This window comes from Kosakonia pseudosacchari, from assembly GCF_900184035.1.
Lineage (GTDB): Bacteria > Pseudomonadota > Gammaproteobacteria > Enterobacterales > Enterobacteriaceae > Kosakonia > Kosakonia pseudosacchari.
On sequence record NZ_FXWP01000020.1, the window covers coordinates 40361 to 60900 of the forward strand.

Below are 20540 nucleotides of genomic sequence, written 5' to 3' on the forward strand. Positions count from 1 at the left end.
GAGTCTGGCTTACGGGCAGGCTTTACGTGTTGCGCGTGGTTTGCGTGTGCGGCAGTTCTTTCAACATTTTGTGCAGCCATTGTGCCGCCCCTCGCTTGCCGCTGCGTTTATGGGAATAAATCTTCACCTCAAACGGGGGAACTGCAAAAGGCAGCGCAAAAATGGTGATCCCTGCCGCCTGCTTTAACTTTTCCGCTGCCGAACGCGGAAGCGCCATCAGCAGATCGCTGTCGGCGATAATAAAAGGCGCGCTGAGCATCGAGGGGGTTTTTATCGCCACCTGCCGCCTGTAACCCAGACGTTCAAGTTCCCGGTCCAGCACGCCTTTGCTTTCATTCCATGGCGTCACCACCAGGTGGCGCGCGGCAAGGTAATCATCCAGCGTTAACTGTTGCCTGCGTGGATTGCTGATAACGACATACTCATCGGTAAACCAGTCGATCTCGTCCAGTTCCGCGTAATGACTATCCTGCGGCGCGCTAAACCCCAGCGCAAAATCCACTTCTCCAGCCAGCAGTTCATTGAGCGCCGGGCTATGCGGCAAATAGCGAAACTCGAAACGCAGGCCAGGTGCCGTGTACTGCAATTCAGCCATCAGCGCGGGAAAAATACTAAACGCGGTGAAATCGGTGATGGCGATCTGCAAACAGTCTGTTGTCGTTGCGGGATTAAATTCTGCTTGCGGGGTGAGTTGATGGTTGAGATGCGCTAAGGCCGACGCGATAGCGGGCGCGAGTTGGCTGGCATAGACGCTTGGGCACATAAGATGCCCTTCCCGGTAAAATAACGGATCGTTGAGCGTCGCGCGTAATCTTGAGAGCGCGTGGCTAAGCGCCGAGGTGCTCATCGCCAGTTCTTCTGCCGCCTGGCGCACAGAACGGTGGCGATAGACCGCGTCGAAAACCGGTAACAGGTTGAGATCAAGACGGCGTAACGTTGGATGCATAATATTCATCGACTGGTGATTTCATTGCACTTAATTCTTTGCACGATACCGCTTATGCTGGCGACCATCAATTTTGAACTCCCGGTAAAAACAACAGGAACAGCAATGAGCATTATCATCCGCCCGGCCCGCCCGACTGACGCAAACGCCATTTTTGAGATGATTTATGAACTGGCGGTGTATGAAAAAGCTCCTGAAGAAGTGATCACCACTGCGGATGAAATCCGCGAAACCTTGTTCGGCGCAGAGAGTAAAACGGAAGCCTTACTCTGTGAAATCGAAGGCAAAGCCGTGGGTTACGCAGTGTTCTTCACCAGTTATTCGACCTGGCTTGGCCGCAACGGTATTTACATGGAAGATCTCTACGTTTCGCCCGCTTTTCGCGGCAACGGTGCCGGAAAAGCGATGCTGCAAAAGATTGCGCAGTACGCCGTTGAGCGCCGCTGCGGTCGTCTGGAGTGGAGCGTGCTCGACTGGAACCAGCCCGCTATTGATTTTTACCAGAGCATCGGCGCGCGGGCGCAAAGTGAATGGGTACGTTACCGGCTGGATGGTGATGCCCTGCTGAAATTCGCCGAAAACCCCCGCACGTAATCTCTCTTCATTAAACCCGCCACGGCGGGTTTTCGCTTATTCATCATCCGCTTCGTCTCACGCCTCGCTTAAAGATCCCGCGCTTGCTGCCGATAAAAACTGTGCAGCTATACTCATAGCTGTTCTTTGGTTGTTTTTTCTACAATAAAGGATTTACAGCATGGATCCGATACAAATTGCATCATTAGCCAGCAGCCTTGACTCTTATCAGCTTGATAATCAAGTCAATACGCTGGTGCTGAAAAAAGCGCTCGATACGCAGAAAACCATCGCCAGCGACTTGATTCAGCAGATCCCGCAGTTACCTTCCAACCCGGCAATCGGTCGTAATATCAATACCACCGCTTAAGCCATTTTGCCCGCTGGCGCTTGCGGTAACAGCGCCAACCGGCAACGTTTGCAAGCCCGCCTCGCGCGGGCTTTTTTGTTTTTCGCTTGCCTGCAATGTTAAATCGGCGTAGCCTCTGCCGAATTAAAACCGATCGGTCTAAATTATGAATGGCGAAACAGCAGCACTGCAAAAACCCCGCCGTGGGCGGCCGCCAAAAGTTGAGCGCGACTTTACCGATACCCGCCAGGAGCTGATTCGTTCGGGTCTGGAAGTGCTAACGGAAACCGGCTATCTGTCGGCGGGCATTGATGCGGTGATCAAAAATATCGCAGTGCCGAAAGGCTCGTTCTATCACTGCTTTAAAAGTAAGCAGGAATTTGGCATGGCGGTGCTCGCCGCTTACGGCGACTTTTTCGCCCATAAACTGGACAAATTTTTAGGCGATACCCAACTCTCCCCGCTGCAACGCATGGCTGCCTTTGTGCATCACGCGGGCCAGGGAATGGCGAAATACGCCTTCCGCCGTGGTTGCCTGGTGGGGAATCTGTTACAGGAAACGCCACTGTTACCGGAAGCCTTCCCTGAGCGCCTGAAAGCGATCCTCACCGACTGGGAAACGCGCATCGCAGCGTGTCTGGATGAGGCAAAAGCCTGCGGCGAACTGCCGCCAGACACCGCAAGCCGCGAGCTGGCTAGTGTGTTCTGGTCCGGCTGGGAAGGTGCCGTGATGCGCGCCAAACTGTTCCGCTCCGTCGAGCCGCTGGATCAGTACTGGCAATTTTTCCACCACAGCATAACAACCGCCTCTGCTGCGTAAAGCATGACGGGGGATGGAGCATCTGCACAGGACGGCGAAAACGCCGAAAATACACCTCATCCGACGAGGAAAACGCAGTCATGAAAGCATTAGTTCTGGAACAGAGTGAGAATAAAACCCTGGCGGAAGTGAAAGAGATAGCCCTGCCCGCACCGGGTGAAGGCGACGTTCGGGTCGATATCGACTGGTCCAGCCTTAACTACAAAGACGCGCTGGCAATCACCGGTAAAGGCAAAATTATTCGCCAGTTCCCGATGGTGCCGGGCATTGATTTTTGTGGTCGCGTGAGCGAAAGCCGCGATGCGCGCTTTGCTCCCGGCCAGGCCGTGATCCTCACCGGCTGGGGCGTGGGCGAAAACCACTGGGGCGGCCTTGCCGCGCAGGCCTGCGTAAAAGGTGACTGGCTGGTTGCGCTGCCGGAAGGGTTAAGTGCGCGCAATGTGATGATCATTGGCACCGCCGGTTTTACCGCCATGCTGTGCGTCATGGCGCTACAGAATGCAGGCATTAAACCGCAGGATGGTACCGTGTTGGTCACTGGTGCCAGCGGTGGCGTCGGCAGTACCGCTGTCGTGCTGCTGAAAGCGCTGGGCTACACCGTTGCTGCCGTGACCGGACGCGAATCGACCCATGATTTTCTGCGTAAGCTGGGTGCCGATGAGATCCTGCCGCGCAGCGATTTTGAACAGACCCGTCCGCTGGAAAAACAGCTATGGGCCGGTGCGATTGATACCGTTGGCAATCACGTATTAGCAAAAGTGCTGGCGCAGACGAACTACGGCGGCTGCGTTGCCGCTTGCGGTCTGGCAGGCGGTTTCGAGCTGCCGACCACTGTGATGCCGTTTATTCTGCGCAACGTCCGTTTGCAGGGCGTGGATTCCGTGATGGTGCCAACCGCACAGCGCGGCGCCGTGTGGGAAAATCTCGCACGCACGTTGCCAGAAAGTTACTACCAGCAGGCCGCAACCGAAATTACGCTGGAACAGGCTCCGGCAACCGCTGCCGATTTTCTCAGCAATAAAATCCAGGGTCGTACACTGGTGAAAATCAGCGGCTAATCCGTCTTCCGGCGCGGGCTGTCGCGCCGGATCGTTCCCTCATCCGTTTCCTCTGAATCCCGTTGCGCGCTGCTTTCGTTTCACATTCCTGTGACATACTATCGGCTACAGCCGTAGAGCAGATAAGGAGATAAAGATGAATAATAAGGGTGCAAATTTGACCCCGGAACAAGCGCTGGATCAACTTGAAGCGCTGTATGACCGTTCCGTCGAGGCCCTTCGTCAGGCGATCGCTCGCTATATTGACGACGGCCAGCTTCCTGATACCGACGCCCGCGCACAAGGGTTATTCGTCTATCCGCAGTTATCCGTAAGCTGGAATGGCAGCGCGACGAATCCACCAAAAACCCGCGCCTACGCCCGCTTCACCCATTCGGGCTGTTACACCACCACCATCACCCGTCCTTCGCTGTTTCGTCCCTATTTACTCGAACAATTAACACTGCTGTGTCAGGACTATGGCGCACACATTGAGGTGGGGTTATCGGCGCATGAAATCCCGTACCCTTACGTGATTGACGGTTCGGAGCTGACGCTCGACAGGTCAATGAGCGCGGGCTTAACGCGCCATTTTCCCACTACCGAACTGGCGCAGATTGGCGACGAGACCGCCGATGGCCTGTTCCACCCGACTGAGCTTTACCCGCTTTCCCATTTTGATGCGCGCCGCGTGGATTTCTCGCTGGCGCGACTGCGCCACTACACCGGCACGCCGGTTGAACACTTCCAGCCGTTTGTGTTGTTTACCAACTACACGCGTTATGTCGATGAGTTCGTGCGCTGGGGCTGTAACGAGATCCTCAACCCCGATAGCCCTTACGTCGCGCTCTCCTGCGCGGGCGGTAACTGGATCACAGCCGATACGGAAGCGCCTGAGCAGGCGATTTCTGATCTGGCGTGGAAAAAGCACCAGATGCCGGCATGGCACCTGGTCACCGCTGACGGTCAGGGAATTACGCTGATTAATATTGGTGTGGGCCCGTCGAACGCGAAAACCATTTGCGATCACCTGGCCGTGTTGCGCCCGGATGTCTGGCTGATGATTGGCCACTGCGGCGGCCTGCGGGAAAGCCAGGCGATTGGTGATTACGTGCTGGCGCATGCCTACCTGCGCGACGACCACGTGCTGGACGCCGTGCTGCCGCCGGATATTCCGATCCCGAGCATCGCCGAAGTACAGCGTGCGCTGTATGACGCGACCAAAGCGGTGAGCGACATGCCGGGTGAGGAGGTCAAACAGCGGCTGCGTACCGGCACGGTGGTCACCACCGACGATCGCAACTGGGAGCTGCGCTATTCTGCCTCCTCACTGCGCTTTAACTTAAGCCGCGCGGTGGCGATAGATATGGAAAGCGCCACCATTGCCGCCCAGGGTTATCGCTTCCGCGTGCCGTATGGCACCTTACTTTGCGTGTCGGATAAGCCGCTGCATGGCGAGATCAAACTCCCCGGCCAGGCCAACCGTTTTTACGAAGGGGCGATTTCCGAGCATTTGCAAATTGGCATCCGCGCCATCGATCTGCTTCGCGCAGAGGGCGACCGCCTGCACTCGCGTAAATTGCGCACCTTTAACGAACCGCCATTCAGATAACAATTAAAAAGGATTAACCATGCAAACCCCAACACCGTTACAAGCGTTACGCGATCGTCTGGTCGCCATGGAGCTTGACGGCATGATTGTTCCGCGCGCCGATGCGCACCAGAGCGAAGACTGCGCGCCACATGACAATAAACTCCAGTGGCTCACGGGCTTTACCGGTTCTGCCGGGCTGGCGCTGGTGCTGCGCGACAAGGCGCTGCTGTTCGTGGATGGCCGCTACCAGGTGCAGGTGCGCAGCGAAGTCGATCTCCATGATTTTGAGATCCACCATTTGCACAACGAGCCACTGGATCAGTGGTTAAACGCTTCCTTACCTGCGGGCAGCCGCATCGGTTTTGAGCCACTGCTGATGGTTAATAGCCAGTTTCAGGCGCTGAACGCCACGCACTGTGAACTGGTGGCGCTGGATAGCGATCCGTTCGATGCCATCTGGGCCGACCGCCCGGCGGCACCGTGCGGCGTCATTCGTGAGATGCCGCTGGCGATAAGCGGTGAAAGTAGCGCCGATAAACGCGCACGCATCGCGCGGGTGCTGGCGGAAAAAGGCGCGGATTACCTGGCGATCACGCTGCCCGATAACATCGCCTGGCTGCTGAATATTCGTGGGTCAGACATTGCAATGAATCCGGTGGCGCATTCCTTCGCCCTGCTCAGCCGCGAGGGAGCCGTCGAGTGGTTTGTGAACCCGCAGAAAACCACCGCGTTATCTGCGCAGCTCACCTCAACGCTGACGCTGCATGATTTTGACGCCTTCCTGCCGCGCTGCCAGCAAATTGCCGCCGGGAAACGCATCCTGCTTGATGGTGATTTCGCGCCAGTGGCGCTGCGTTTCGCGATTGAACAGCGGGGTGGCGAAGTGCTGTGGAGCGCCGATCCTATTACCTTTATCAAAGCGCATAAAAACGCCACCGAACTGGCAGGCTATCGCGAAAGCCACCAGCAGGATGGCGCAGCGTGGGTTAATTTCCTCGCCTGGCTGGCGCGCGAAGTGCCCGCACGTGAAGCGGCGGGCAACCCGGTAACCGAGCTGGAAGCGCAGCAAAAACAGCTGACATTCCGCCAGCGGCAGCCGGGCTTTATTGAACAGAGTTTCAGCACCATTTCAGCCTCCGCCAGCAATGCGGCGATGTGCCATTACCACAGCAGCGAAAAAACCAACAAAGCCATCACCAGCGCCAACTTCTATCTGAATGATTCCGGCGGCCAGTACCAGAACGGTACTACTGACGCGACGCGTACACTGTCATTTGGCGCGCTCAGTGCCCAGCAGCGATTGCATTACACCGCCGTGCTGAAAGGCTTTTTATCAATGTTCACCCTGCAATTTCCTGCCGGTACGCACGGCCACCAGTTGGATGCGTTTGCGCGCCGGGCGCTATGGGATTTAGGGCTGGATTTTGACCACGGCACCGGCCATGGCGTTGGTCATCAGTTGTTGATCCATGAGCAGCCGCAGCGCATTGCGAAAAAGGTCAATCCGTGGCCGCTGTCGGCGGGCAACATCATGACTATCGAGCCGGGTTACTATTTAGCGGACAACTACGGCATTCGTATTGAAAACCAGGTGGAAGTGGTGGAAAGCCAGCCGGGATTCTGCCGCTTTGCTTCGCTGACGCTTATCCCGATTGATTTAAGCCAGGTGGAGTGGAGCCTGCTTAGCGAACAGGAGCAGCAATGGCTGGATGACTATCACCAGCAGGTGCGCGACACCCTGTCGCCGCTGGTTGATGACGACGCCCGCGCGTGGCTGTTTACCGCCACTGCACCGCTGCGCGTACAGGCGAGCTAAATATTCGTTTTATTCAAAAAACCCGCCGCGGCGGGTTTTATTTTAAAAGTGTAGCGGTAACGCTTCAGTGTTTTTGCCAGCTTATCGCCACCCGGCCTGATAAGCAGGCGTGGCGGCGTCGTTCGCTTTTGCCATCACGATATTATGGCGCTTCAAAAAATAGCCACGCAGGGCAAAGCGCCAGTCAACGGATGTAAGAGTGCAGAAAAACAAAAAAGCCTGCTTAAAAGCAGGCTTTTTTAAATCTGGCTCCTCTGACTGGACTCGAACCAGTGACATACGGATTAACAGTCCGCCGTTCTACCGACTGAACTACAGAGGAATCGTGTGAACGGGGCGAATATTAGCGATGCCCCTGGCCCTTGTCAAAGCCTGTTTTTCACATTTTGGCGCGTTTGCCGAATTATTCTCCATTCTGCGCAGAAATGGCCCTTTTTTGCGGCTTCGGATACTTCCACAGCCAGCGTCCGCTGACCATACGCCAGTAAAACAGCGCGCCGCGCACCGCCCAGTCAAGGAACATCCCAAGCCAGACACCAACCACGCCCATACCGAGCATAATCCCCAGGGTATAACCGGCGACGACGCGACAGCCCCACATTCCAAGCATTGATACCCACATGGCGAAACGGGCGTCGCGCGCGCCTTTCAGCCCGGCTGGCAGCACCCAGGAGGCCGCCCAGATGGGCATAAACGCCGCGTTAAGCCAGAGAAGCACTTTAACCACCTCTTTTACATCCTCTTCCCGGGTGTAAAACGAGGCGAAAATCCCGGCAAACGGCGCGGTTCCCCAGGCAAGCGCGGTCAGTAACAGCGTCGAGAGCCAGAATACATGACGCAACTGGCGCTCCGCCTGGCCTATCTGCCCTTTACCCAGCCGTTTACCGGTGATAATCGTGGAGGCAGAACCCAGCGCATTACCCGGCAGGTTGATCAACGCGGCGACGGAGAAAGCAATAAAGTTACCCGCGATAACGTTGGTGCCCATGCCGGCAACGAACATCTGTGTCAGCAGCTTGCCGCCGTTAAACAGCACCGATTCAATACTGGCAGGAATACCGATGCCCATCACTTCCCAGATGATGCTGAAGTTGAGCTTTTCGAAATAACTTTTTAGCGGAATGCGCAGCGCCGGGTTAAAGCCAATCATCAGTACCCAGATAATCGCCACCGCGCCAATGTAGCGCGAAATGGTCAGCCCCAGCCCTGCTCCGGCGAAACCCATCCCTTTCCAGCCGAAGAGACCGTAGATCAGCACGCTGCTGATAAGAATGTTGAGGATATTCATGCCGCCATTAATCAACAGCGGGATTTTGGTATTGCCCGCGCCGCGCAGCGCACCACTGCCAATCAGCGCAATAGCTGCAGCAGGGTAGCTGAGCACCGTCAGTTCGAGGTAGGTCAGCGCCAGCGCTTTGACGTCTGCCGTTGCCGCCCCGGCGATAAAATCGATAATTTCCGTACCGTAGTAGTGGATCACCGCCGCCAGTACAATCGAAAACAGGGTCATGATCACCAGCGACTGGCGCGTCGCTGCCCTCGCCCGCTCGCCGTCCAGCTTACCGAGGCTGAAGGCCACCACCACCGTGGTGCCCAGGTCGATAGCCGCGAAAAACGACATCACCACCATGTTAAAGCTATCAGCAAGCCCTACTCCCGCCATCGCCTCTTTGCCCAGCCAGCTTACGAGGAAGGTGCTGAGCACGCCCATCATCAGGACACAGGTGTTTTCGAGGAAGATAGGTACGGCAAGGGGGGTGATTTCTCGCCAGAATAAAACACGGTAGCTTTTACGCTTTCTGTACCACGGCGTGCGCATGACAGCGTGGCGAAGAGGAGTGACGACGTTCAAATTGGTCCTTAGCCGCGAAAGGTGAAATCACATTTCAAATGATGGGGGAGAAACCCTGATCCTGCAAAGCATTTCCGCAGAAATCGATGATAACAAGCGCAAATTGTCGATGGATTCAGCAGTCAGCACACCCTGCGAGAAATGAGGTTTGACAAAAGATTTTTCGCCGCTAAGATAAGCCTCCACAACGATTCCTCTGTAGTTCAGTCGGTAGAACGGCGGACTGTTAATCCGTATGTCACTGGTTCGAGTCCAGTCAGAGGAGCCAGATTATGAAAAGCCTGCTTTGAAGCAGGCTTTTTTGCTTTTATCGTTCCGCTAAAGATCGCGATAAATTTCCCCCTCCCCAAATGCACCTTTCCAGCTGCGCATCATCGCGCTGAACCTGTTTCGCAATCCGTTGAAAATATTTGCTTACTTTAATGCTATGTTCGCGGCTTGCAGAAATCATGGCCATGCATGATCAATACCGCGCGCCATAAAACATAAAAACAGGTGACCAGCACGCCAGGTCGCCAATCACCCGGCATCTATTCAGGCCACACATTTCAGGGTTCACTACCATGCGTAACCGTTCTACGACTCGTCTGGCAAACTCTCTTTTCGCCACCGCCCTCCTCCTCTTTACTGCTGCAGGCCATGCTGATGATCACGCACAAGCTCCGCAATACCAGCAGATTGACGGGCTGATAAGAGAGCCGCTTTTGCTTGCGGTGACTTTAGATAATGGCCAGCCTGCCGTGCTGGATGCCTTTGTCACACGTATGGTCAGCCAGACGCCTTTGCCCGTGGTGTTAATCACGAATGGAACCGTTGGCACTGCAGAGTTTGATCGCTGGATAATCAACCCGAACCGTTATGCCTCAACGGCTATCGCCTTTGCGCGCCACGGTTATGCGGCGGTGGTTGTCCTGCGTCAGGGGTACGGACAATCAAGCGGTGCGGCGGAGTATGCCGATGGCTCCTGCGCGCAACCGCTACATATGCAGGCCGGAGCACAGGACACCCGTGATCTGCTCGCCGCCCTCGATGCTGTGCGCCGCCAGCCGTGGGCCGCACCCGATAACGCCATCCTGGCCGGGATGTCCGCAGGCGGTTTTGCGGTAATTGCCGCTGGCGCGGCTAACCCACCAGGCGTTAAGGCAGTGATCAATTTCGACGGCGGACGAGGGGCTATTGACGGGAAATCACTCTGCGATAAAGCCGGTCTGCTGCAAGCTTACGCACGTTACGGGAAAACAGCGCAGATCCCCTCCCTGTGGCTGTATGCGAAAAATGATAAATCCTTCCCGCCATTGATGGGCAAAGAGATGTTCGATGCCTATCAACAGGGAGGCCACACGGCGCAATTCATCACGATGCCGGCCTTCGGCAACAACGGACATGTCTTTATGGATTCAGCGCCGGAAAGTTTCTGGTGGCAGACGGTGGCCACATTTCTAAAACAGCAGCATTTACCGGCCAGCGAAGCTGTGCCTCTGCCCGAAACGCACCTGCCTGCACCGCCTGCGCTCAATGCCGCCGGTAAAAAAGCGTTCTCAGAATATGCCGCAACACAACGCTATGAAAAAGCCTTTGCCACAGACGAGGACGGCGACTGGGGCGCTGCGTACTGGGCCAGGAACAGCCGTGAAGCGGCAGAAACGGCGCTAAATATCTGCCAACAGGAGCAGCGTCCGGGCGCGGGCAAATGCACGGTGTACGCCATTAATAACCGTCTCGTAACCGCAAACACGCCTTAGCCCCCACAGAAACCAGTCACAGAGAAAACACACTCAGCATGGTTCCAGCCTGGAAACCCACTCTGTGTCAGGTGAACACTCCAGACAAATTGCCCTATTCGTCATTCAATGTTGCGGTAAATGCAAAATGAGAAACTGAACCGCGAAACTGGTACAGGTGCGTTGCTTCACTCATCAGTGAGTCATAAATATTTGCGCCCAGCGTTTCTTTTATCAGGCGCTGGTTTTGGTAGACCAGACCATAAAACTGGAACTGCTTAGTGAGATGGCTATCGATACTCAAGATATTATCGACGGTAAAACCATACCTGGATAAGCATTCGCATAACGGATCACTGTTTATCAGTTGCGTTAAGGAGTAATTTTTCATCCAGTTAGTAAACGCGACTCTGCCACCGGGCTTCATTACCCTGGATAACTCTCGACATAATTGGTCATAACTACTGGCATGATTAACGCAATCAAAACCGACCAGCGCATCCAGGCTATTATCCGTGACCGGGAGATTAAAAAAATCGGCTACCTCGTAGGTAATCTCCGGATGCATATTGTTGTGCCGTGCTTTTTCGATGGCAACTGGGCTAAAGTCAGTTGCCAGCAGAGAGCAGCGCAACGCTTTAACCAGATACGGCGCGAATTCACCGCTGCCACAACCAATTTCCGCCGCGTAATAAATATCGCCCTTCTGAAGCAATTTCTCCGTCACCCAATTTAGTGCCTTACGTCCGACGAAGGAATATTGCCCAGCCGTAGGAATAAAATCATCGCCTAATACCTGGCGAAGGCAGGCCTGAAAGAGGTCGGTTTGCGCGAATTTGCTGTGCAGGTTGTTATAATCACCCACTTTGTCTGTAGGTTCATTAATTGCCCGGGAATCATGATTCAGACTCGCCATTACCTCTTCCTATCAGTTCTTGTAGCAACACCGGGGGCGCGACAAATTGCCTGTTCTGGCAGGATGCAAGAAACGCATTCAGATTATCCGTAGTGATAATATCGTCAAGCACTGAACGTACGGTCTCGATATAGCGCGCCTGCTCTTCTTCATCGGCGAATTTATTAATGTCTTTTCTGAGCGGTAAGTATGATGCCAACTGCGGCAACACAGATTTGACGAAATCTATACCGTTTCGTCTGCGAAATGCAAAAGAGATATGGAGCGAGTGTGAGTTACAGGGTTCTGGCGCATGCCACTGCCCGCGCGGTAAATAGAGAAATTCGTTCGTATTGAGAATAAAACTTTCGCTCGGTGTCCCATCCGGAACAGGCATTGCGGATTTGTTTTCGGCGACAGGAAAGGCAAAATCAGGTTTATAAAGATGCCATTTTTTCTTGCCGCTCAGTTGAAAAATAAGCGTGTCACTATTATCCCAGTGCGTGGTGAATCCTTTTTCATTACCCACACTGAAAAAAATGGTTGCCCCGGTTCTTTCCTGGAAGAAAACGGATAATGATTCGGTAACTGCACGAATAGTCGTTGACAGATCTTCCGCAAAATCCAGCGCCAGAGTGGCACCGTTGTCAATCTCCTGCATTACCCGTTGTGGAATCAGCTTAATAATTCCCTCGCCCATCGCTGAGTGGCTTCGTTCATTATATTCCGCAGGCGAAAGTGGCTTTCCCGATCGAACTAATCGACAGCGTGGAAATGACAGACGGCGCGTGTTGATAATCTCTTCGAGATCAGCAGGCGTCAAAATTTCTGCTGCTGCCGCGTCAAAGTGACATTTATAAACTTTATTTTGCTGATAACAGTACATGAATTGTTGAAAATGGTCATGACCTAGAAGCACGTCAATGGCATAATTCTCAGGCTTCATATTTGTGCTCCCCGCGTTTATAAAATGCTTCCGGATAAGTTTTTTCGTAATACCCATTCATTTCAACTTCATCAAGTGAAAGTGCCCGACGCAAATGAAAAGAACATAGAATTACAGGGGCAATTAACACCACAACGGCACCAGAAATAACGGTAAACGGAACCACTCCCAACAAACTGATATACCAGCCAGCAATAGCCACGCCAAAAGGGTTCGCTAGGCTGGATAAAAAGCCTGCCATGGCGCTCATTCTTGTTCGGTAATTACGCGGCGTTGCGGTTGAGCGCAGCGTACTGAGGTTAACATTGATAAAAATAAACGCCATACCGCAGAAGAACGCCAGCGCAATAGAAATATAGATATTTCCCATCAAGACAATTGCCATGACGCTACTGCCCAAAAGGACAAAACCAAATAAAACATTATTGAGCCGCCCCGCCCATGCTCTTACGATAGCATTAATATAAAGACTGCTAACAATCAGCCCCAGAGCAAATGAGAATTCGAATGCACCAAGATAGGTAGCGGGAAGCTTTAATTCAGTGCTAATCCAGTACGGTATCGTCACGGAAAAGAAAGGAAACATCGTAAAATTAATGACAGAGGAGACCAATGCAATATGAAACTCAGATTTTACATGATAGATCGCTTTAAATGCCCCTTTCGTTTTATGGAACCAGGTCTCCTTTTCGCCTGTTGAAACGGCGTCCACATCATATTTATACAATAAAATAATAAACGCGATGCTGGACAATGCATAAACCAGTGCAGAAATGTACAGCGCAACCCTTGCTGAAAAAAGCGAAATAAGCGAGGCGGCAATCACCGGCCCTATCAACATAATAATGGAATTGATGGTCGACCGGTGCGATATAGCTTGTGTCACTTCTCCTTCTGCAACGAGATCGGGAATTAGCCCCATAATCGTGGGTTCACGCACAGATGAGATAGCGCTCATCACCACGAGTCCCGAGGTGATAGCCGCTAGGTTGAAATATCCCAGATAAATTGCCAGGCAGAATAATGCGATGATCCCTAAAACAGCGAACTGGCAGGCAATGATAAATTTGATGCGATTGAAGTGATCGCCAAATGACGCCAGAAACGGTTTAAGGTAAATCTCTGCCGCCACGGATATCGCAATGAGTGAAGAAAAAGCGACCGCAGAGTGCGTGACTTGCAGGCACCACCAGGCCATAGCCAGTCGGAAAATATGCCCCGACACCATGCCCAGCGATGTGCCCGTTTGCAATAAGAAGAAACGGGGGCCAAGACGCATCAACACATCAACTTTCATACAACCCATCCCATTCGCGCAAATTTTGCTTTTCGCTTTGTGTTAGCCCCATAATCCCGCCGGTAAGGTTAACAACGTGGGTAAATCCCTGATCCTTAAGATACAGGATAGCGCGTTTGCTACGGCTCCCGGATTTGCAGTAACACACTATCAGTTGATCCTGAGGGAGTTCTGCGATGCGTGCCGGCAACTCCCGCATTGGGATATGCATTCCGCCGATGGAAATAACATTCCGCTCAGCCGTTTCCCTGACATCCAATAAACACAAACCGTCATTGTGTGTTTTCAGCGAAACCAACTGATTGAAATTGATGCTTTCGATCTCACTTGATTCATCATAAGCCGGTTTGATAACTGCCCGACCGCGTTTTTTGAGCCGCAATAATGAGGACCGGTTGCTCAGTGAATCATAAATCATGACGCTATCGGTAAGCACCTCCCCAATCCCGGTAATTATCTTGATCACTTCCCCGGCCTGCATCGTCCCCAGAATACCCGGTAGCGTACCCAGCACGCCCGCATCGCTGCAATTTTCGCGCAGCCCGACCTGTGGAGGCTCCGGGAATAAATCGCGATAGCTCAACGCTGGCTCTGCATTCTGGCAATAATGGAACACGGCTAATTGCCCTTCGTACTGAAAAATAGAAGCATACACTAGCGGCGTTTGTTTCTTCTCGCAAACATCATTGATGAGATATTTCGCATCAAAATTATCCGTACAATCAACTACGATATCGTACTGGCTAATAATGTCGTCAGCATTTTTTTCATCCAGAAAGACGGGATAGATTTTAACGTCAATAAAAGGATTGAGCGCCGTAATACGCCTGGCGGCATGTTCGACTTTACTTTCGCCGATGCTCTGGTAATCAAACAGCACTTGCCTTGGCAGATTACTCGCGCTTACAACATCCGAATCGACGATACCTATGTGGCCGACCCCAGCCCCTGCAAGATAGAGCAAACAGGGCGCGCCCAGACCACCGCTGCCGATAACCAGAACACGGGCATTTTTTATTTTTAGCTGCGCATTGACATCAAACCCTGGCAAAGAAAAATGCCGGAGATAGAATTCTTTTTCATTATCAGATAACGAATTCATGGTTAACCTCCCGCCACTGCAACGATGATTTGTACTCTGGAGTGCGGAGGAATCGGCTCACTCAGATCCTCTGTCATTTGTTCATTAACAAAAACATTGACGAAATTCCGCAGCGTTCTGTCACTATTAAAAAGCTGGATTTTCAAAAAAGGATAAACGTCCGTTAGCTCATCCAAAGCAGATTGCACGTTGGTTGCGCTGCTTTCATACTCACCTTTGATATCGGTATAATTCATTAATTGTCGCGGAAGCATTATTTTAAGCATAGGACACCTCATCTCCCATGATACTCACGATCTTTTTACCTGCTGGTTTGAGTTCATTCATATTTACCAGCTGACTCATACACCCCAAAAAATAGTTCTGCAGCCAGGCAAAACGCTCGTCATCCTGCTGAGTAAAATCTTTACTGACTCGTTTTCTGGTCATGTACTTCAGCACACAAGCAGCAAAGTGCGAGGCAAAAATAACACCACGTGCATCTTTGTCTTTAGTTCCCGACGGAAGCGTATAACGGCTTTGCTCCGAATGTTCGTGGAAGCTGTCAATTTCGCAAATCAGCCCCAGCCAGATATGCGCCATTTCATGAATAATGACTTCCTCAAGCCATGTGTAAGATTTAAAGGCTTTAGCACCAAGAAAAATTATCTGCGGGATATTATGGTTAGTCAGACTGACCATATTTTCATTTGCAGTGAGGCGCTTAAAGTTAATCGGGATAGAAAAATAAAGTTTCCATTCAGGCATAACCTGTAAAATATGCGAAATCGCATTATTGACTGCCTGTTGTTCAGACTCGCTTAGCTCGCCATATTCTGGATAATCCAGCCCCTGAGGTTGATTACGCTCACGATAAAAAACCTCAATTCTCTCAGGGTCCAAATATTCGGATAAATTATCGAAACATTGTAAAAGAGTATGCCGGTAATGTGCGACAAGCGTAATAAGCGTTTGCGCATCAAATTTATCAGAAATCATCGGCACGCCGTTGGATTTAGCAATAATATCAATATACTTCATTTCCATGCCCGACCTCTTTGTCATATAAGAACGGTTTTTGCTGAAAAAAATGAATCACATCCATACTTTTCAGCCGATAATCATTCATCCTGTCGAGCATGGCGTTAAATGACGCCCGCTGCGGCGCAGGCAACGTGCAGGTTTTCTCCCGCAGATACTTAAGCGTTCGATAACCAAACCACATATTTCGCATCTCATGCATCAGCTGATAATTCATTTCAGACGGGATAACCGACGAACGTACAGCCTCCTGCAAAAGATGTTCGATATGCACAAGCGGCTCACTGACCGGAAACCAGGGCGATTCCGTACCGTGTACCAGCGCGACATAATCATCAGGCAAATCCTTGTTTTGCATAAAACGCTGAAATACCGTGCCATAACCGCGCATCCCCAGAGTATGCATTTCCGCAGCGCGCAAAGCGCCCATTGAACTCATGCCCCACACATCCCAGCCCTGTTTAAGCGCATTTTTTATTTCAACGTGCGATACAGCCGGATAAGCATGATAAGTCCCATCGACAATAACGATAGTCGCCGGACTTTCTTGCTCGATAAGCGTCTGAATATCACCACGGCGAACCGGAGGCAAAATGACAGTTTCCGGGGTAATGACTTCATCCAGCGCGATACCATAGGAGGTGGGGCCAATAAACAGGAATATATTTTCTAAGCGCATACTTACTCCTTATTCGTTTTTTCCCGACGCTGGAAAGCCGCCAAAAAACGCGGACCAATCCGTTTCATCTCGCTTTCAATAAATTCTGCTTTTGGCACCACAACACGCAATACGCTAAACGGAAAACCTTCTGGATTGAGTTCATAAACAAAACAGTGATGAAAGCCAGCTGATACCATTTTTTCTTTAATGTAATGCCATAATTTTTCTACAGACTCGGGGACATAACCCTCTTCATCAGGCGTGATAAATGAGGTGATATATTCACTGTTAAGGATCTTCTCCCTGATGTTATTCATGATGATCTCTTCATCAAGGTGGGGATTTTGTTGATAGAAAAAGATGCGCTTAACAATATCATCTCTGCCGCCATGAATATGGGTCAGACGACTCTGCGCCGCCTCGGTAATTGCGCGTATTGCAGCAATTTCAGCAACAGGGTGCAGCCCATAACCATCCGCTATAGAGATAGGACTTTGATTATCAGGTTCCAGCACAAAGGCAGAAAAATAAGGCAGATTGAATTCGTTAGGTGTTTTTCGCAACGCTAACATAAGGCCCGCATCTTCAATTTTTTTTCTTAACGCCTTTATTGCTTCTGGCTCTGTATTTCTGTCAACAAGGTAAGAACAATCATTGATAATATCAAAAGACTTCACATCCCTTTCCAGCACTTCACAAACACCATGAATGGCGGCTTCCATTTTCGAATTACCGGAGCATAGACCGTTGGTGGTCGTACCGCCATAAAGCGAACGCTGCCCTGCCAGATTGACCGGATGGAAAACCAGTTCCGCAGGAATAAGCGCCTCTCCTCCTCCAATAATATCTGTCGCGTGTACACAATATATTTCTTCTTCGGGCGTGAGTGTGACACCAAGTTTTGCGCCAAAAGATGAAAAAGCAAGTCCCGCCGGTAAAGAAGCCTGAATTTCTTTAAGGGTATATTTTTTTATTTCGTGTTGATGCTTCATCCCTTCCGCTAACGAAAATTCTATTGACTCCATAAAAGCGCCAATCTTGGCCTCATTTGGGCGCATCCCTTTTCCGTTATGAACATTTAATGAGCCCTTTGCCGCAAAAGGACGGATCCCGGCATAAACCGGCATACCAATTTTATCCAGCCAGGTGATGTCTGTTACCCGTGTAACCCCCATTTTCTCTGCAATTGCGTCAGCCAGAATCAATGAATCTTCGGCCGTTCTGGTTCTTATGCTTGAGCTTAACCTGTACATTGACCCTCCCGTTTAAAGAGCTGCTCTGCGATAATTCGCAGAGCAGTTGAATCAGACCGACAGCAATGTTAATCGTCGTAAGTAATAAGATCGTTATTAGCATTATGACCCGTCGACGGGCCGCCAATGCCTACAGAAGCTTGTTGTTCGAAGAACTCTTTCAGGTCTGCTGAAATGTCTTCCGAAATATTTAGATTCAGTGTGGTTACATTCTCTTGCATAATTTTGACCTTAATGAAGATTAGATAAATATTCCCTCAACAGGAAAAACGTCCGTGTTAATTAATAAATGCCAAATGTGAAAAAAATGTCAACGAAGTAAAAATTAAGTTTTTATTAATGTCGTCAAAATCACATTTCCCATATTAGGATTTTCCTTACAAATAGCTATAAAACACACCCAACCACGATACAAAAATAACCATTAAACAGTAAGATAGAGAACAAATAGTGACGCAAAAATTATTTATAAAATGTATTTTTAATATATTTTAATTGGTTAACAATACAGAATATATTAATGTAGTTTCACCCTTGCATTATATACCTACAAATTATCACACAGCTTTCATAAAATTAATTCATGAAAATGAATAAATTCACCACTAAGTGACAAACACATTAATTTCAATTCGAAGTAAATATTAATTTGCGAAACCATGTTTTAAAAAAAGGCCCAAAAATGTAACGAAAAAAATATACCCATACTTTGTAGATGCGTATTCACTTAAATTTCAGTAGCGCTTAACTATATTTAAAGTAACAATGATTTTCCTGATTCATTTAATTGTGATACAGGCATTCATAACGTATTGGCCGCAATATCGTGCAGCCTATGATGATAGCCAGTTGCGAACCGCACCGCTTAAACGTATGTTAATAATCACTCTGCTGATTATTCATTGCGTTAGATAATGAGGGAACATGGAATCATTGTTTGTTTACGGGACGCTTCGCCCTGGCCACTCGAATGCTTATATTCTGGAAAACATCGGTGGAGAGTGGCTGCCAAGTTACGTTACGGGAATGTTTTATGAATATGGCTGGGGCGCAGCCGCCGATTTCCCTGGTATTGTGCTGGATAAAGACGGTTCCCGGGTTGATGGTTACCTGTTTTTATCTGCTAACCTGGCGGCGCACTGGTCGATGCTGGATGAATTTGAAGAGGGCTACGATCGTGTTCAGGTGGAGGTGACCACGCTCGACGGCAAACATGTGACGGCATGGATTTATCAACTGCAGCCGCAGAAAAAAGCATAGCAGCGCAGTAGTGATTAACCGCCTTCAACGCAAAACACCCCCATGCCTGAGGCAAGTACGCTGAACTTTTTTGCTTAAACCAGGCCCCCGTTTTTGAGGGGCTTGTGCCACAAATGCAGGTGGTTGACGAAACGCCGAAGCCTGTTCGAAGAAAAATAAACAGTGAATACCGGCCGTATCATCTCTCGCATGAGCCGGCCTCACGTCAGCAGAAAAACCTTATCGTTGTTAACCATGTTGAGTTGAACTCACATCAGGCCGCACAATTTTTCGTTTTTCAAACGACACACCATCAATGATACTCACCGTGTAAACCTGATTGAGCGATGCTATTTAAATATGAAACAGGAGCTGAGTAACGTTTTAAAAACGTTAATCAACAGCACCTTTCATAATCTGGCATGCCATGCGTTATTTTCGACACGGGTTTTATTAGCAGCGATAAAAAACTGCCAGCACTATTTTTATTATCGCCAACCCGGACCGCGCAAAAAATTCATAAGGCATAGTAAATGACTTTAGAAATTTTAAATTATTTAATTGAAATCGCATCAAATAATACTCAGCCTCTTACTGAAGCCCAGCGGAATACGCATTATGATCACAGCCCACCTGAGGATGAGTTATCCGCTTTTGTTACGGCGCTATCGTCACAAAAAGTGAATGACGACACTCTGTCAAGAATCAAATATCGTTTACAGCTCCTTTCAACTGCACAAAATGATCACAAAAAAGCGGAGGCGTTGTTATTAGCCAATATATCACCCGATAAAGAAGCGTTCCCGTTAATTGATTTTACAGACTGGCCAATTGTCCATTACGCCATTTCAGGCGAATTACAGACGGCGGAATCAGAAGACTATTTCAATAACATTTCTACGGCAGCGGCGACAATACGTTCCGCAATTGTCGAGGGCGAACGGGCGAAAGGGGAGCCGACATTCTCTATTCTTGAAAAAGTCCTGGCGCTGAACAGCGCGTTACCTGAACGGTACAAAGCGATGGCAAATATCCTCTACTAATTTTTTTCACGTTCAGGGATATTTGCGATGTCCGCTTCCGACGGCGAGCGGACATAAAAAATACACCTTCGCGCGTTCAGGAATCATGGCAACAGAGGTTACTCGTTACCCCACTGATTGAGAAATGTCGCAATCTCATCAATACGCAGCGCATCAATACCCGCTTCATTGGCCATCTCTTGCTGCGCCTCTTCACTGATTTCTTCGTTATTCATCAAACGGGTAATCAGCAACTGGAAATAGTGTGCCAGCACATCGCGTTCTGATTCTTTTACCGTTTTTTCGGTTTCTGTCGAATACTCATCCACGATGTCATAAAATTTAAGCGGTACTTCGTTACTCATATATTCCCCCAGAGATTGAGATCGTTTGTAGT

Annotated in this window: 22 protein-coding genes, 2 tRNA genes and 1 pseudogene; 10 read left to right on the plus strand and 15 right to left on the minus strand. The window is 50.3% G+C overall.

Annotated elements, in window-relative coordinates; all coding sequences use genetic code 11:
- Positions 1-22: 22 nt before the first annotated feature.
- Complete coding sequence (locus tag BN2591_RS16735; protein ID WP_086873060.1) at positions 23-955, minus strand: LysR family transcriptional regulator; 933 nt, start codon at positions 953-955, stop codon at positions 23-25.
- A 96-nt stretch (positions 956-1051) separates the two neighbouring features.
- On the opposite strand from BN2591_RS16735, the gene BN2591_RS16740 reads away from it, so the two are divergent.
- The 6 genes and pseudogenes from BN2591_RS16740 (at position 1052) to BN2591_RS16765 (ending at position 7135) form a co-directional block, all read left to right on the plus strand.
- Positions 1052-1540 carry a GNAT family N-acetyltransferase gene (locus BN2591_RS16740; protein ID WP_086873061.1) on the plus strand — a complete coding sequence of 163 codons (489 nt, stop codon included), beginning with the start codon at positions 1052-1054 and terminating at the stop codon, positions 1538-1540.
- A gap of 160 nt (positions 1541-1700) precedes the next feature.
- Complete coding sequence (locus BN2591_RS16745; RefSeq protein ID WP_017458405.1) at positions 1701-1889, plus strand: YjfB family protein; 189 nt, start codon at positions 1701-1703, stop codon at positions 1887-1889.
- A 145-nt stretch (positions 1890-2034) separates the two neighbouring features.
- Positions 2035-2772, plus strand: a pseudogene (gene acuR, locus BN2591_RS16750) (acrylate utilization transcriptional regulator AcuR).
- Positions 2769-3746, plus strand: coding sequence for an MDR family oxidoreductase (locus BN2591_RS16755; protein ID WP_086873063.1), 978 nt, complete (start codon positions 2769-2771; stop codon positions 3744-3746). Before acuR ends, BN2591_RS16755 begins: the two are co-directional and overlap by 4 nt.
- A gap of 136 nt (positions 3747-3882) precedes the next feature.
- Positions 3883-5337, plus strand: coding sequence for an AMP nucleosidase (locus tag BN2591_RS16760; protein WP_086873064.1), 1455 nt, complete (start codon positions 3883-3885; stop codon positions 5335-5337).
- A 19-nt stretch (positions 5338-5356) separates the two neighbouring features.
- Entirely contained in the window at positions 5357-7135 is a 1779-nt protein-coding gene (locus tag BN2591_RS16765) for an aminopeptidase P family protein (protein ID WP_086873065.1), read from the plus strand.
- An 81-nt stretch (positions 7136-7216) separates the two neighbouring features.
- Here the strand turns inward: BN2591_RS16765 and BN2591_RS16770 are convergent, their stop codons facing one another.
- From BN2591_RS16770 to BN2591_RS25015, 4 genes are all read right to left on the minus strand, one after another.
- Positions 7217-7414: a hypothetical protein gene (locus tag BN2591_RS16770; RefSeq protein ID WP_086873066.1), complete on the minus strand. Its 198-nt coding sequence runs from the start codon at positions 7412-7414 to the stop codon at positions 7217-7219.
- A tRNA-Asn gene (locus BN2591_RS16775) sits at positions 7382-7457 on the minus strand. Before BN2591_RS16775 ends, BN2591_RS16770 begins: the two co-directional genes overlap by 33 nt.
- A gap of 81 nt (positions 7458-7538) precedes the next feature.
- Positions 7539-8987: an EmmdR/YeeO family multidrug/toxin efflux MATE transporter gene (locus BN2591_RS16780; protein WP_086873067.1), complete on the minus strand. Its 1449-nt coding sequence runs from the start codon at positions 8985-8987 to the stop codon at positions 7539-7541.
- Between the two features lie 27 nt (positions 8988-9014).
- A complete protein-coding gene (locus tag BN2591_RS25015; protein WP_368492378.1) occupies positions 9015-9173 on the minus strand; it encodes a DUF5951 family protein in 159 nt (52 codons plus the stop codon).
- 6 nt (positions 9174-9179) lie between these two features.
- On the opposite strand from BN2591_RS25015, the gene BN2591_RS16785 reads away from it, so the two are divergent.
- Positions 9180-9255, plus strand: a tRNA-Asn gene (locus BN2591_RS16785).
- A gap of 295 nt (positions 9256-9550) precedes the next feature.
- Positions 9551-10729, plus strand: coding sequence for a dienelactone hydrolase family protein (locus BN2591_RS16790; protein WP_086873068.1), 1179 nt, complete (start codon positions 9551-9553; stop codon positions 10727-10729).
- A gap of 94 nt (positions 10730-10823) precedes the next feature.
- Here BN2591_RS16790 and BN2591_RS16795 read toward each other — a convergent pair whose 3' ends face one another.
- The 9 genes from BN2591_RS16795 to BN2591_RS24490 form a co-directional block, all read right to left on the minus strand.
- Positions 10824-11624, minus strand: coding sequence for a class I SAM-dependent methyltransferase (locus BN2591_RS16795; RefSeq protein WP_086873069.1), 801 nt, complete (start codon positions 11622-11624; stop codon positions 10824-10826).
- Positions 11605-12549: a JmjC domain-containing protein gene (locus tag BN2591_RS16800; RefSeq protein ID WP_159457497.1), complete on the minus strand. Its 945-nt coding sequence runs from the start codon at positions 12547-12549 to the stop codon at positions 11605-11607. The genes BN2591_RS16795 and BN2591_RS16800 overlap by 20 nt, the downstream gene beginning before the upstream one ends.
- Positions 12539-13846: an MFS transporter gene (locus BN2591_RS16805; protein ID WP_086873071.1), complete on the minus strand. Its 1308-nt coding sequence runs from the start codon at positions 13844-13846 to the stop codon at positions 12539-12541. Before BN2591_RS16805 ends, BN2591_RS16800 begins: the two co-directional genes overlap by 11 nt.
- The gene (locus BN2591_RS16810; protein ID WP_086873072.1) at positions 13836-14948 is read right to left on the minus strand and encodes a HesA/MoeB/ThiF family protein; all 1113 of its coding nucleotides are present in this window, start codon (positions 14946-14948) and stop codon (positions 13836-13838) included. The genes BN2591_RS16805 and BN2591_RS16810 overlap by 11 nt, the downstream gene beginning before the upstream one ends.
- Before the next feature lie 2 nt (positions 14949-14950).
- A complete protein-coding gene (locus BN2591_RS16815) occupies positions 14951-15214 on the minus strand; it encodes a MoaD/ThiS family protein (RefSeq protein WP_159457498.1) in 264 nt (87 codons plus the stop codon).
- Complete coding sequence (locus BN2591_RS16820) at positions 15207-15974, minus strand: hypothetical protein (RefSeq protein WP_086873074.1); 768 nt, start codon at positions 15972-15974, stop codon at positions 15207-15209. Before BN2591_RS16820 ends, BN2591_RS16815 begins: the two co-directional genes overlap by 8 nt.
- Positions 15955-16647 (minus strand): TfuA-like protein, encoded by a 693-nt coding sequence (locus tag BN2591_RS16825; RefSeq protein ID WP_086873075.1) that lies wholly within the window; start codon positions 16645-16647, stop codon positions 15955-15957. Before BN2591_RS16825 ends, BN2591_RS16820 begins: the two co-directional genes overlap by 20 nt.
- A 2-nt stretch (positions 16648-16649) precedes the next feature.
- Positions 16650-17882 carry a YcaO-like family protein gene (locus BN2591_RS16830; RefSeq protein ID WP_086873076.1) on the minus strand — a complete coding sequence of 411 codons (1233 nt, stop codon included), beginning with the start codon at positions 17880-17882 and terminating at the stop codon, positions 16650-16652.
- 68 nt (positions 17883-17950) lie between these two features.
- A complete protein-coding gene (locus BN2591_RS24490) occupies positions 17951-18103 on the minus strand; it encodes a hypothetical protein (RefSeq protein WP_159457499.1) in 153 nt (50 codons plus the stop codon).
- Positions 18104-18806: 703 nt separating this feature from the next.
- Here BN2591_RS24490 and BN2591_RS16835 point away from each other — a divergent pair.
- A complete protein-coding gene (locus BN2591_RS16835) occupies positions 18807-19142 on the plus strand; it encodes a gamma-glutamylcyclotransferase family protein (protein WP_086873077.1) in 336 nt (111 codons plus the stop codon).
- Between the two features lie 512 nt (positions 19143-19654).
- On the plus strand, positions 19655-20164 hold the full coding sequence (locus tag BN2591_RS16840; RefSeq protein WP_086873078.1) for a hypothetical protein: 510 nt from the start codon (positions 19655-19657) through the stop codon (positions 20162-20164).
- Positions 20165-20262: 98 nt separating this feature from the next.
- On the opposite strand, the gene BN2591_RS16845 is transcribed toward BN2591_RS16840, so the two are convergent.
- The gene (locus BN2591_RS16845; protein WP_086873079.1) at positions 20263-20508 is read right to left on the minus strand and encodes a DUF2543 family protein; all 246 of its coding nucleotides are present in this window, start codon (positions 20506-20508) and stop codon (positions 20263-20265) included.
- Positions 20509-20540 lie beyond the last annotated feature (32 nt).